The following is a 13045-nucleotide window of genomic DNA, read 5'->3' as shown; positions in this document are numbered from 1 at the left end:
GAGCGAACAATGATTTCCAAAGAAGGCCTCACTCATCACATCTCTGCGCAGTTCAACGCTGAGCTTGAGGAAGTGCGCAGCCACCTCCTGGCCATGGGCGGGCTGGTCGAGAAGCAGGTCAACGACGCGGTGACCGCGCTGATCGAGGCCGACTCCGGTCTGGCTCAGCAGGTGCGCGAGATCGATGACCAGATCAACCAGATGGAACGCAACATCGACGAAGAATGCCTGCGCATTCTTGCCCGTCGTCAGCCGGCGGCGTCCGATTTGCGTTTGATCATCAGCATCTCCAAGTCTGTGATCGACCTCGAGCGCATCGGTGACGAAGCGACCAAGATCGCTCGCCGCGCGATTCAGTTGTGCGAAGAAGGTGAGGCGCCACGCGGTTACGTCGAGGTTCGCCACATTGGCGACCAGGTGCGCAACATGGTGCGCGATGCGCTGGACGCGTTCGCCCGTTTCGACGCCGATCTGGCGTTATCGGTGGCGCAGTACGACAAGATCATCGACCGCGAATACAAAACCGCCCTGCGTGAGCTGGCGACTTACATGATGGAAGATCCGCGCTCTATCTCGCGCGTGTTGAGCATCATCTGGGTGCTGCGTTCGCTGGAGCGCATCGGCGACCACGCGCGCAACATCTCCGAGCTGGTGATTTACCTGGTGCGCGGCACCGACGTGCGGCACATGGGCCTCAAGCGCATGAAGGAAGAAGTTCAAGGCACAAGCGGCGAAACCGCTAATGTTCCGGACGTTGCTGACGATAAGTAAGATTGCCTGAGTAAAGCGCCCGGCCCTTTGGCCGGGCGTTTTCGTTTACAGCTTTCGATAAAAAAGCAGCACCCGCGAACGAAAAGTCCCGGCGTGACTGAAGAGTTTTGGCAATGTGCCATCAGCCAGCGTTATGCTTGCCGGGATTTTAATAGGGGTGTTGGATGAGCAAGATCAGTGTGTTGGTCGTGGACGACGCGTCGTTCATTCGTGACCTGGTGAAAAAGTGCCTGCGCAATTACTTCCCGGGGATCCGCACCGAGGACGCCATCAACGGCAAAAAGGCTCAGGCCATGCTGACCAAGGAAGCGTTCGACCTGGTGCTGTGCGACTGGGAAATGCCGGAAATGTCCGGCCTCGAACTGCTGACCTGGTGTCGCGAGCAAGACAACCTGAAAACCATGCCCTTCATTATGGTCACCAGCCGTGGCGATAAAGAGAACGTGGTGCAGGCGATTCAGGCCGGCGTTTCCGGTTACGTCAGCAAACCGTTCACCAACGAGCAACTGCTGACCAAGGTCAAACAGGCCCTGAACAAGATCGGCAAGCTCGACGCCCTGATGAACAGCGCCCCGACCAAGATGAACCCGGCATTCGGTAACGATTCCCTGAGCGCATTGACCGGCGGTAAAGCGCCCGTGGTGGCAGCACCTGCCCCGGCAGTTGCACCGGCTCGCGGTTTGCTCAACAGCCCGCCCGTCAAAGCACCTGCCGCTTCGGCAGCGCCAAGCGGTGGTCGTGGGCATGGCCAATTGCGTCTGCCGAGCGGCACGCAGCAATGCGTGATCAAAGCGTTGAGCCTCAAGGAAGCGCTGCTGGTGGTGAAGCGCAGCGAGAACCTGCCGCAGATCCTCGACAGCGCGGTGCTCGATCTGGAGCAGGGCGACAATGCCGAGATCGCCCGCCTCAATGGCTATCTGCACGCGGTGGTCGCGCATGAGCAAAAGCCAGACAGCGAATGGCTGCAACTAACCTTCCGCTTCGTCGATCAGGACGCACAGAAGCTCGACTACATCTCCCGCCTGATCGCGCGTGGCACGGCGCAGAAGCACTTCATCCCCGGCGCGTAATCACAAGTTTCAGCCTGATCGTTCCCACGCTCTGCGTGGGAACGCCTCAACCGGACGCTCCGCGTCCTCGCTGCATGGGACGCGGAGCGTCCCTGGCGGCATCCCTACGCAGAGCGTGGGGACGATCAGCAATTACAGGGGATCGCATTCCAATGTAGGAGCTGCCGAAGGCTGCGATCTTTTGTTTTGCCTTTAGCCAAATTGAAACATCTGTCGACTCCCCCGGTCTGTTTCACCTGCTAGGCTCTTTTCAGGCCTTCCTTCGACAGACTCTTGCCCATGTTCGCGCGCCTGCTGTTTCTCTGTGGTCTCCTCCTGGCCTCTACTTCGGCTGTGGCCGTTACTGTCTACAAATCCACCGATGCCAACGGTGTGGTCTCGTACAGCGACCGCCCGAGCAAAGGCGCGAAGGAGTTCGTGTTTCAGGATCGCATGGTCGAGCACCTGGAGCGTCAGGTGTACCTCGACATCAAGAAGCAGAAGGGCGGTGACGTGGTGTTCGTGCGCAACGATCTGTACGCGCCGGTCGAGATCGCGCTGGCGTTTATTAGCCTGAGCAACGTGCGCGGTGCGCCGGCAAAAGCCATCCGTCGGGTGCTGCCGGCGCGCAGCAAAACCCGGATGGCAATGTTGACGCCGATAACCGCTGGCCAACCGCTGCAATACTCACCGCAGTTTCAATATTCCCTCGGCAACCCCGTTGGCGTCGCGCAGAGCTATCGCTATCCGCTACCGTGGCGCGGCGGGCCGTTTCGCTTGAGTCAGGGCGCTGAGGGGCAGTACAGCCACTTCGGGCCGAAGAATCGTTACGCGATGGACATCGCCATGCCGGTCGGCACGCCAATCATCGCGGCGCGCGCGGGCGTTGTGGTGAAAGTCGAAAACTCACAGAGCGGTCGCGGCACCGACCCGTCCGGCAACTTCGTGCGCGTGTTGCACAATGACGGGACGATGGGTGTGTACCTGCACCTCAAACAGGGTTCGGTGAGCGTCAGGGAAGGGCAGCAAGTGACGGTCGGCAGTCCACTGGCGCTGTCCGGCAACACCGGCAACAGCAGCGGCCCGCATTTGCACTTTGTGGTGCAGCGTAATACGGGGCAGGGGCTGGTATCGATTCCGTATCAGTTCAACCAGCCACTGGGCGCGTTGCCCAACTTTGCGTTGGGCAAACAGTGAAGGCAGAGGAGATCAACTGTGGCGAGGGGATTTATCCCCGATGGGCTGCGAAGCAGCCCCAAATCCTACAACCTCGCCATACCTGACAGATCGCGTTTGCTGGCTTTGGGAGGGCTGCGCCCTCCAACGGGGATAAATCCCCTCGCCACAAAAGCCGCCCGCCATCCTGATCAATCCAGCATCAACACCTTCGCCAGCACAATCTTCGGGCCTTTCATCTTTTTAATGATGATTCGCAGGCCTTCGACTTCCAGCACTTCTTCCTCTTCCGGCACGCGGTTGAGGGTTTCATAGACCAGGCCGGCGAGGGTTTCCGCTTCGATGTGATCGAGGTCGATGCCCAGCAGACGTTCCACCTTGAACAACGGCGTGTCGCCACGCACCAGCAGCTTGCCCGGCTGATAGGCGAGGATGCCGCGTTCAGCCTTGCGGTGTTCGTCCTGAATGTCGCCGACCAGCACTTCCAGCACGTCTTCCATGGTCAGGTAGCCGATGATGTTGCCGTCAGCCTCCTCGACCACGGCGAAGTGCGAGCCGCCCTTGCGGAACTGCTCCAGCAACTGCGACAGCGGCATATGGCGCGACACGCGCTCCAGCGGACGGGTGAGTTCAGCCAGGTTGAACGACTCGGGAATGTGATCCAGCGCCGCCAGTTCCAGCAGCAGATCCTTGATGTGCAGCAGGCCGACGAACTCCTGACGCTCGCTGTCGTACACCGGATAACGGCTGAATTTATGGCGACGGAACATCGCCAGAATTTCCTTCAGCGGCGCGTTGAATTCCAGCGAGATCAGGTCTTCGCGGGAGTTGGCCCAGTCGACCACTTCCAGCTCGCCCATTTCCACCGCCGAAGCCAGCACACGCATGCCTTGGTCGCTGGGGTTCTGGCCACGGCTGGAGTGCAGAATCAGTTTCAGTTCTTCGCGGCTGTAATGGTGTTCGTGGTGCGGGCCGGGTTCGCCCTGGCCGGCGATGCGCAGAATCGCGTTGGCGCTGGCGTTGAGCAGGTAAATGGCCGGGTACATCGCCCAGTAGAACAGGTACAGCGGCACCGCCGTCCACAGCGACAGCAGCTCCGGTTTGCGGATTGCCCACGACTTGGGGGCCAGCTCGCCGACGACGATGTGCAGGTACGAAATGATGAAGAACGCGGTGAAGAACGAGACGCCTTTGACGACCTCGGCCGATTGCACACCGACCGCGCTCAGCAGCGGCTCGAGGATGTGCGCGAACGCCGGCTCACCGACCCAGCCCAGGCCCAGGGAGGCGAGGGTGATACCGAGCTGACACGCCGAGAGGTACGCATCGAGCTGACTGTGTACGGTGCGCAGGATATGCCCGCGCCAGCCGTTCTGTTCAGCGATGGCCTCGACGCGGGTCGAGCGCAGTTTGACCATGGCGAATTCCGCCGCAACGAAAAAACCGTTGAGCAAAACCAGGATCAGAGCAAATAGGATCATGCCGAAATCGGCAAATATTGTTGCGAGGGACAAGCCAGGGGAAGGGTCCATGATGGAGTTTTGCGGGTTCCGTATGATTCAAAAGAAGGTAAAAGCCGCGCCTGAAAGGCAGGCACAAGTCAGCCAATGTAGCGGCTGACCGGGCGATTGCCTAGTGGCGCGTGCCGGGCGGCATCATTCGCTGGCGCTGATCGCCCGTGCATGTGCCACCTGAGCCGGGGCGAAATGGCAGGTGAACGTGCTGCCGTGGCCGGGCACGCTGCTGATCTCCATCCGTGCGCGGTGGCGCAGCAACACGTGTTTGACGATGGCCAGGCCTAGCCCGGTGCCGCCGGTGTTGGAGTTGCGGCTGGAGTCGACGCGGTAGAAGCGTTCGGTCAGGCGCGGCAGGTGTTTGCTGTCGATGCCGATCCCGGAATCCTGCACGCTCAGGTGCGCGCCTTGATCGTCGCCCGACCAGCGAATGCGGATATTGCCCTCGGCCGGGGTGTACTTCACCGCGTTGAACACCAGATTGGAAAACGCGCTGCGCAACTCCGCCTCGCTGCCCTTGAGCAAAATGCTCGCATCGGCTTCGAGGGTGATGTGCTGGTTTTTCGCGCCGGACAATTGCTGCGCATCGCTTTTGATCGATTGCAGCAACGTGTCGATCTGCACTGGCTGGTTGTCCGACGGGTAATCAGTGGCTTCCAGTTTCGCCAGCAGCAACAGGTCGTTGAGCAGCGTCTGCATGCGTCCGCCCTGTTGTTGCATCTGCTGCAGCGCTCGGCTCCAGCGCGGGTTCACTTCTTCGACGTTATCGAGCAGGGTTTCCAGATAGCCGCAGATCACCGTCAGCGGTGTGCGCAGTTCGTGGGAAACGTTGGCGATGAAGTCTTTGCGCATCTGTTCCAGCTGATGGATGCGCGTGACGTCGCGCACCAGCATCAAGTGTTCGTTGTTGCCGTAGCGGGTCAGATACAGCTGAATGCGCACGCGATCGTTGGTCGGCGAGGGGATTTCCAGCGGCTCGGCGTAGCTGTCCTGCTCGAAGTATTCCTTGAAGCGCGGATGCCGGACAAGGTTGGTCACCGGTTGGCCGCTGTCTTGCGGAGTCTTGAGGCCGAGCAAGGTTTCGGCGGCGCGGTTCCACCATTCCAGATTGCCGTCGCTGTCGAGCATGATCACCGCGTCTTTCAGCGCGGCGGTGGACTCCTGAACCCGGTCGATCACCGCTTGCAGGCGCCCGCGCACGCGTTGGTCGCGGCGTTGCAGGTGATAGATGCTGTCGAACACTTCGCCCCACAGACCGTAGCCGTCGGGCGGTGCTTCATCGGGTTTATGCAGGCGCAGCCATTCATGCAACCGCAGCAACTGCTTGAGCGTCCAGGCCAGATAAATACCCAGACCTGCAGCAAGGCTCCAGCCGTAATAGCCGGTGATCAGGCCGATCACCAGGCAGGCGGTGACCAGCAACAGCATGTGGCGAATCAGGGTGCCATGCCAGTTTTGATTCACGGAAAATACGATCCTTGTCAGCGAGTCTGGCGGTCGGGTCAGGCCTTGGTGGAAAACCGGTAGCCAGTGCCGCGCACGGTTTGTACCAGATTTTCGTAGGCGTCGCCGAGGGCCTTGCGCAGGCGGCGGATGTGCACGTCGACGGTGCGCTCTTCAACATAGACGTTGCCGCCCCAGACCTGATCCAGCAACTGGCCACGGGTGTAGGCGCGTTCCTGGTGGGTCATGAAGAATTGCAGCAGACGGTATTCGGTCGGGCCCATCTCGGCCGGTTTGCCGTCGATGGTCACGCGGTGGCTGATCGGGTCGAGCAGCAAGCCACCGACTTCAATCGGCGCTTCGCCATCGGTCGGGCCGGCGCGGCGCAGCACGGCTTTGAGGCGGGCGACCAGTTCACGCGGGGAAAACGGTTTGGTGATGTAGTCGTCGGCACCGACTTCCAGACCCTGGATCTTGTTGTCCTCTTCGCCCTTGGCGGTGAGCATGATGATGGGGATATCCCCGGTCAGCTCGTCACGCTTGAGGCGGCGGGCCAGCTCGATGCCGGACGTGCCGGGCAGCATCCAGTCGAGCAGGATCAGATCCGGCTTGCGGTCGACAATGATGGCGTGCGCCTGCTGCGAGTTCTCTGCCTCGAGGCAGTCATAGCCGGCCATTTCCAACGCAACGGCGATCATTTCGCGAATGGGCGCTTCGTCGTCGACGATCAGAATGCTCCTGCCAACCATGCCTTAATCCTCTTGTCATTTAACTGTCTTGCGCCGCATTAGATAACGGAATTATTGCAGTCGTGTGACAGTATTTTAGTCGCCCGGCGATTGGCGCGATCCTGAACTAAGCTTTAAGTCCGAATCCTGACAACCACAAAAGAAGGTTTCCATGACTCAAATGACTGTTTCTTTCAAAGCGCTGATGCTTGCCGCTGCCCTCGCATTGCCATCGATGGCATTCGCCGCCGACCCGGCAATGGAAAAGGATGGCATGTACACCGATCACAAGGGCATGACCCTGTACACCTTCACCAAAGACACTGCGGGCAAGTCGATGTGCAACGACAAGTGCGCAACCAACTGGCCGCCGTTGATGGCGACGGCGGGTGACAAGTCGATGGGGGACTGGACTGTCATCAAACGCGACGACGGCTCAATGCAATGGGCCTACCAAGGCATGCCGCTCTACACCTTCGTGATGGACAAAAAGGCCGGTGACATGACCGGTGACGGCAAAATGGACGGCGCCTGGAAAGTCGCCAAAGCCAAGTAACCGCAGTGCCTTTGTAGGAGCTGAGCTTGCTCGCGAAAGCGGTGTGTCAGTTAACGCATGTGCTGACTGACACGACGTCTTCGCGAGCAAGCTTTGCTCCTACAAGGTTCTATGTTTAGCGCAATGCGTAATCCAGCACGATCCCGACGAATATTGCCAACCCGGCCCAGTGGTTGTGCAAAAACGCCTTGAAACAGCGCATCCGGTCGCGATCCCGCGTGTACCAGAACTCCCACGCATAGCAACCGGCAGCGACCAGCAAACCAAGGTGAAACCACGTCCCCAACTCAAACTTCGACCCTGCCAGCAACAGGCAGCCCAACGACAACGCCTGCAAACTCAGGATGATCACCCGATCCGCTTCGCCAAACAGAATCGCCGTCGACTTCACGCCGATCTTTAAATCGTCGTCGCGGTCGGTCATCGCGTAATAGGTGTCGTAACCCACCGTCCACAGCAGGTTGGCGATCCACAGCAGCCACGCCGCCGCCGGCAGTTCGCCGGTCTCGGCGGTGAACGCCATCGGCATGCCCCACGAGAACGCCGCGCCCAGCACCACCTGTGGGTAATAGGTGTAGCGCTTCATGAACGGGTAAGTAAACGCCAGCGCCAGACCGCCCAGCGACAACCAGATGGTCGGCGCGTTGGTGCACAGCACCAGCAGAAAACTCACGCCCATCAACAGCGTAAAGAACACCAGCGCTTCTTTCGAACTGATTCTGCCCGCAGCCAATGGCCGTTGCGCGGTGCGTTTGACGTGGCCGTCGACCTTGCGATCGGCCCAGTCGTTGATCACGCAGCCGCCGGCGCGGGTGAGGATTACGCCGAGGACAAAAATCACCACGTTGGCCAGCGATGGCGAGCCTTTGCCGGCAATCCACAGCGCCCACAGGGTCGGCCACAGCAGCAGGTAAATGCCGATCGGCTTGTCCATCCGGGTCAGCTGAATGAAATCCCAGGCGCGCGGGTTCAAACGGTTCAGGGACTTGAGCAGGCTCTGATACATCAGCAGTTCTCCGGATGGGCGCGGGCGGTGCGCCACAGGCTCGGCAGGAAGATTTCCGCGACCAGCACGCTCAGCGCGCCACGGTCGAAACGCGAACGACGGCCCCACAGCTCAGGCGCTTTGGCGGCGGTCGGCAGCCATGCTTCAGGGTAGTGGCAGACTTCGAGTGCGCGGCGCTGGAAGGCCTGATCGCAAAACAGCAATTCGCCTAGTGAGCGGCTGCCGAGTTCGTCCATGTGCAAACCGTCGCCCTGCAACGCGGCGCGCGAAGCGACGCTGCGGGCGAACACCCAAGCCTCGCCATGGCCGCGCAAATACACCTCGCGCACCCAGCCTTCACTGCCTGCGGCCAGATCCAGCGCCGCGCATTCGTCGGCACGCAGGGTGTCCCAGCCTTCGAACAGGGGCGTCACGCTAAAGCCGTCGTTAGACAAACGGGTGAGTCGGCGGGTCAGAGAGCCTTCGTCGAACAGCCAGTCGAGGGTCAACGAATCGGGGAGGGGCGTCAGTCGGCTTTGAGTCAGCCAGAGCGGGGCCGGGGAGGAATTTGTCTGTTGCACAATGAGTCATTATTGGCCGCAAATGAGGCGGCGAGCTTACCATGGCGAGCTGCGATATTGAGCGATCCGGGTCGCCGTTGCGCCGAACAGGCTTGCATCTGCGCGGCTCCATCAGTACAAAACGCGCTGAGCCGGACGGCAGCGCAACACCCATCGACCGTCCGCGCCGGCAAAAGCCTGAACCCTGAGGAAGTACCTGAATGAAAAAGTGGCAATGTGTGGTCTGCGGCCTGATCTACAACGAAGCCGACGGCTGGCCGGATGACGGCATCGCGCCGGGCACTCTGTGGCAGGACGTGCCGGAAGACTGGCTGTGCCCGGACTGCGGCGTCGGCAAAATGGACTTCGAAATGATCGAAATCAACTAAGTAAATCCAAAGGAGTAAGGCATGAGCGCACCTGTCGTCATCATCGGCACCGGCCTGGCGGGCTATAACCTCGCCCGGGAATTTCGCAAGCTCGACAGCGAAACCCCGCTGCTGTTGATTACCGCCGATGACGGCCGCTCTTACTCCAAGCCGATGCTCTCTACCGGTTTCGGCAAAAACAAAGACGCCGATGGCCTGAGCATGGCCGAGCCGGGCGTCATGGCCGAGCAATTGAAAGCCGAAGTGCGCACCCACACGCGCATCAGCGGAATCGATGCCGGCCACAAGCGTCTGTGGATCGGCGAAGAAGCTGTCAGCTATCGCGATCTGATCCTCGCTTGGGGCGCGGAAACCGTGCGCGTGCCGGTCGAAGGCGATGGCGCCGAACTGGTGTTCCCGATCAATGATCTCGAAGACTACGCGCGATTCCGTGCCGCGGCCGCCGGCAAGCGCCGCGTGCTGCTGCTCGGCGCCGGTCTGATTGGCTGCGAATTCGCCAACGACCTGATCCTTGGCGGCTATGAAGTGCAACTGGTCGCGCCATGCGAGCAGGTCATGCCGACCTTGCTGCACCCGGCCGCTGCCGCCGCCGTGCAGGCTGGACTGGAAAGCCTCGGCGCCAAGTTCCACCTTGGCCCGGTGCTGACCCGTTTGCAGAAAGTCGCTGAGGGTCTGGAGGCGCACCTCTCCGACGGTCAGGTCATCGCCTGCGATGTGGTGGTCTCGGCCATCGGTCTGCGCCCGCGCATCGATCTGGCGGCAGCTGCCGGCGTGCAGGTCAATCGCGGTGTCGTGGTTGATCGCCATTTGAAGACGTCCCACGCCAATATCTACGCCTTGGGCGATTGCGCCGAGGTCGATGGGCTGAATCTGTTGTACGTAATGCCCCTCATGAGCTGTGCGCGTGCGCTGGCACAAACCCTGGCGGGAAACCCTACAGCGGTGACCTACGGCCCGATGCCCATCACCGTGAAAACCCCGGTGTGCCCTTTGGTTGTTTCGCCGCCGCCACGCGGTAGCGAAGGCGTCTGGACGGTCGAAGGGCAGGGCGCCGACGTCAAAGCGCTGTGCCATAACGCAGACGGCCAGTTGCTCGGTTATGCGCTGACGGGCGCGGCGGTGATGGAAAAACTCGCCCTGAACAAACAGCTTCCAGCCTTGCTGGCGTAAATACCGGTCGTTCTGTCGGAATCACCCCGCTTTTGCCCCCACAAAGATCCGGGTGAGACTGGCGCAGGCTTTAACCGCGTGCCATCCTCACTCCCGTCTGCCGCAGAGTAGAGCACCTGCGGCGCCTTGGGCGCTGTTCCAACGAGGACAGCACGGACATAACAACAAAAAACCGTCAAAGGGGCTTCACTAATGCGTAAACCAGAACTCGCCGCTGCAATCGCTGAAAAAGCAGATCTGACCAAAGAACAGGCCAACCGCGTTCTCAACGCCGTTCTCGAAGAAATCACCGGCGCTCTGCACCGCAAGGACAGCGTCACGCTGGTGGGCTTCGGCACCTTCCTGCAACGCCACCGCGGCGCCCGTACCGGCAAAAACCCGCAAACCGGCGAGCCGGTGAAAATCAAGGCCAGCAACACCGTTGCGTTCAAGCCAGGCAAATCGTTGAAAGACAGCGTCAATCCATAATTGCAACGAACTCCCTGAATAATGGGGAGAACGGTTGCGGAAAAATGGGCATACCGATTGAATCGGATGCCCATTTTTTATGCCTGATGGTTTCTACATATCGTTGTATGGCGATCGCCATTAATACTCTTGCAACAATATGCACATTGTATGCAATCCAGTCGGCTGATAATCCCTTCTATATAAAAGCCATCATTGTGATGGCACTTTTTTAATTGTCTGTTGTCACGCGGCGTTTAATTGAAACACCAATGAAGTCTTTCAGAATTTTCCTACATCGGGATTTTTCAAAACTTGTCATGCTCCGCTCTGCTTCCGGCGACTCGTCCGGCTCCTGTTTTCAAGGGCGCTGGCGACAGCTCTGGATCGAGGCCTTGCGGCCGGTTCGATCAGAGCGATGCTATTAAAATGGCATCGGGGATTCCCTGGCGGAATATAGGGAAAGCTCCTACGTGATTTAAAGAACACTTCGTCTTGTTGTTTAATCAGATGCTTGCTAGTGGCCATCATAGTGATTACGATGCGCGCACTTGAAAGAGCACAAACTCAATTGGATGAGTCCCGTACCCGCTCTTCGATACTGTCCCGCGCCGATGCAATTCCAATAGGCGCATGACCGTAATCCTTAATAAAGGCCATGGATGTCCTACTCAAGCAAACTTTCCGCTCATTACCTCGAACTCGCAAAAGTCTCTGTTTCCAAAGAGAATTTCGCGGGCGAAGACGTTCGTTTTTCGAGCGAATTCGAGGCATTGGAAAGCGAGCTGAGCAAAGCCTCGTCGATGCACGAAAGCGGGCAGATCGACTGGCTGAAAATCCGTGAGAACAGCGAAAACCTGCTGCGTACCCAATCCAAGGATTTGCGTGTCGGCGCCTGGCTGACCTGGTCGTTGTACCAGCGTGAATCCTTCCCCGGGCTGCTGGCCGGCCTCGGTTTGCTGCACCATCTGTCGGAAAACAACTGGGCCGACGTCCACCCGCTCAAACCCCGCACCCGTGCCGCCGCCATCGGCTGGCTGGTGCCGCGTCTTGAGCAGGTCATCACCGAAAACATTGCGATCAAAGAGCAGTTGCCGATGTTTCGGCAGCTCTCCGATCACCTGACTGGTCTTGAAGCCGCTTGCGCTGAGCACTTGGGCGACGAGTCGCCGTTGCTGCTGCCGATCTCCCGTCGCCTGAAAACCATGATCCAGCGCGCTGCCGACAACCAGCCGGCCCCCGGTGTGGTGGGCGCAGCGGTGGCGCAGGTCAAGCAGGCCGCGACCCAGTTGCTCACTCCAGGCGCGCCGATCGATAACGAAAAAGACGCGCACAAAGCATTGCGCGCCCAGCAAGACAGCGCTCGCCCGTTGTGTGCCTGGTGGCTCAAACAGAAAGCCACTGATCTTCGCGCCTTGCGTCTCAACCGCACGCTGTTGTGGATGACCATCGACGCCGTGCCTGAGCGCAACGCCGAGCAGATCACTGTGTTGCGCGGCCTGCCGGTCGACAAACTCAAGCTCTATCAGGATCGTTTCGATCAGGGCAAATACGCGGATTTGCTGGTGGAACTGGAGGCGAGCCTGGCGAAGGCGCCGTTCTGGTTCGATGGCCAGAGGATGGTCTGGGAATGTCTCCAGAACCTCAACGCCGAGCTGGCCATGCGCGAAGTGGAAATCCACTTCGCGCTTTTGGTTCAACGGCTGCCCGGCATTATCGAACTGCGTTTCCATGACGGCGCACCGTTTGCCGATCCCGCTACTCGGGCGTGGATCGCCGCTAACGTCATGCCGCATCTGCAAAGCGCCAGCGCGCCGCGCAAGGTCGAAAGTGACAACGTCGAAACCCAGCCTGCCTGGGAAAAAGCCCTCGAAGAGGTGCTGCCGATTCTGCGCAAGGAAGGCCTCAAGCCTGCTGTGCAGATTCTCAAGCAAGGACTGCAAGCCGCTCAGGGTGGGCGGGTGCGGTTCTTCTGGCAGTTCGCCCTCGCACGGTTGTGCTTCATGGCCAAGAAATACGAACTGGCCAAGAACCAGCTGGAAACCCTCGATCAGACATTACAGGACTCAGGCCTGCACGCCTGGGAGCCCGATCTTGCATTGGAAGTGCTGCATTTACTGCATAGCTGCTGCGAGTTGTTGCCGCAGAACCATGCCGTACGTGAACGCAAGGAAGAGATTTATCGCAGGCTGTGCCACCTCGATCTCGAAGTGGTACTCGAATAGGCCCCAGGGCCACAACCGCAAGGAGAAAAGCC

Annotated in this window: 13 protein-coding genes; 8 read left to right on the top strand and 5 right to left on the bottom strand. The window is 59.7% G+C overall.

Going from position 1 to position 13045, the window contains the following annotated elements:
- Positions 1-9: 9 nt before the first annotated feature.
- The 3 genes from phoU to GVL50_RS17375 all read left to right on the top strand — a co-directional run bounded on the left by phoU (position 10) and on the right by GVL50_RS17375 (position 3017).
- Complete coding sequence (gene phoU / locus GVL50_RS17385) at positions 10-771, top strand: phosphate signaling complex protein PhoU (protein WP_053125136.1); 762 nt, start codon at positions 10-12, stop codon at positions 769-771.
- A 164-nt stretch (positions 772-935) separates the two neighbouring features.
- Positions 936-1841 (top strand): response regulator, encoded by a 906-nt coding sequence (locus tag GVL50_RS17380; protein ID WP_159814464.1) that lies wholly within the window; start codon positions 936-938, stop codon positions 1839-1841.
- A 279-nt stretch (positions 1842-2120) separates the two neighbouring features.
- Complete coding sequence (locus GVL50_RS17375) at positions 2121-3017, top strand: peptidoglycan DD-metalloendopeptidase family protein (RefSeq protein WP_159814462.1); 897 nt, start codon at positions 2121-2123, stop codon at positions 3015-3017.
- A 170-nt stretch (positions 3018-3187) separates the two neighbouring features.
- On the opposite strand, the gene GVL50_RS17370 is transcribed toward GVL50_RS17375, so the two are convergent.
- The 3 genes from GVL50_RS17370 to phoB all read right to left on the bottom strand — a co-directional run bounded on the left by GVL50_RS17370 (position 3188) and on the right by phoB (position 6702).
- Positions 3188-4528, bottom strand: a complete 1341-nt coding sequence (locus GVL50_RS17370) for a hemolysin family protein (protein ID WP_053125129.1) — start codon at positions 4526-4528, stop codon at positions 3188-3190.
- Positions 4529-4651: 123 nt separating this feature from the next.
- Positions 4652-5938, bottom strand: a complete 1287-nt coding sequence (gene phoR / locus GVL50_RS17365) for a phosphate regulon sensor histidine kinase PhoR (protein WP_371926008.1) — start codon at positions 5936-5938, stop codon at positions 4652-4654.
- Positions 5939-6012: 74 nt separating this feature from the next.
- The gene (gene phoB / locus GVL50_RS17360; RefSeq protein ID WP_007896474.1) at positions 6013-6702 is read right to left on the bottom strand and encodes a phosphate regulon transcriptional regulator PhoB; all 690 of its coding nucleotides are present in this window, start codon (positions 6700-6702) and stop codon (positions 6013-6015) included.
- A 151-nt stretch (positions 6703-6853) separates the two neighbouring features.
- Here phoB and GVL50_RS17355 point away from each other — a divergent pair, with 151 nt between their 5' ends.
- Positions 6854-7237, top strand: a complete 384-nt coding sequence (locus GVL50_RS17355; protein WP_159814458.1) for a hypothetical protein — start codon at positions 6854-6856, stop codon at positions 7235-7237.
- Between the two features lie 115 nt (positions 7238-7352).
- Here GVL50_RS17355 and ubiA read toward each other — a convergent pair whose 3' ends face one another.
- Both ubiA and GVL50_RS17345 read right to left on the bottom strand, forming a co-directional pair.
- Positions 7353-8243 carry a 4-hydroxybenzoate octaprenyltransferase gene (ubiA, locus tag GVL50_RS17350; protein WP_159814456.1) on the bottom strand — a complete coding sequence of 297 codons (891 nt, stop codon included), beginning with the start codon at positions 8241-8243 and terminating at the stop codon, positions 7353-7355.
- Positions 8243-8803: a chorismate lyase gene (locus GVL50_RS17345; RefSeq protein WP_159814453.1), complete on the bottom strand. Its 561-nt coding sequence runs from the start codon at positions 8801-8803 to the stop codon at positions 8243-8245. Before GVL50_RS17345 ends, ubiA begins: the two co-directional genes overlap by 1 nt.
- A 200-nt stretch (positions 8804-9003) precedes the next feature.
- On the opposite strand from GVL50_RS17345, the gene GVL50_RS17340 reads away from it, so the two are divergent.
- The 4 genes from GVL50_RS17340 (at position 9004) to tssA (ending at position 13013) form a co-directional block, all read left to right on the top strand.
- Positions 9004-9171 carry a rubredoxin gene (locus GVL50_RS17340; RefSeq protein ID WP_007954349.1) on the top strand — a complete coding sequence of 56 codons (168 nt, stop codon included), beginning with the start codon at positions 9004-9006 and terminating at the stop codon, positions 9169-9171.
- 21 nt (positions 9172-9192) lie between these two features.
- A complete protein-coding gene (locus tag GVL50_RS17335; RefSeq protein ID WP_159814451.1) occupies positions 9193-10341 on the top strand; it encodes an NAD(P)/FAD-dependent oxidoreductase in 1149 nt (382 codons plus the stop codon).
- Between the two features lie 192 nt (positions 10342-10533).
- Complete coding sequence (locus GVL50_RS17330; protein ID WP_003213368.1) at positions 10534-10809, top strand: HU family DNA-binding protein; 276 nt, start codon at positions 10534-10536, stop codon at positions 10807-10809.
- A 641-nt stretch (positions 10810-11450) separates the two neighbouring features.
- Positions 11451-13013, top strand: a complete 1563-nt coding sequence (gene tssA, locus GVL50_RS17325) for a type VI secretion system protein TssA (RefSeq protein WP_159814449.1) — start codon at positions 11451-11453, stop codon at positions 13011-13013.
- Positions 13014-13045 lie beyond the last annotated feature (32 nt).

It is taken from the genome of Pseudomonas sp. 18058, assembly GCF_902706155.1.
In the GTDB taxonomy this organism is placed as follows: Bacteria; Pseudomonadota; Gammaproteobacteria; order Pseudomonadales; family Pseudomonadaceae; genus Aquipseudomonas; species Aquipseudomonas rustica.
This window is presented reverse-complemented; position numbering and strand designations above follow the sequence as displayed.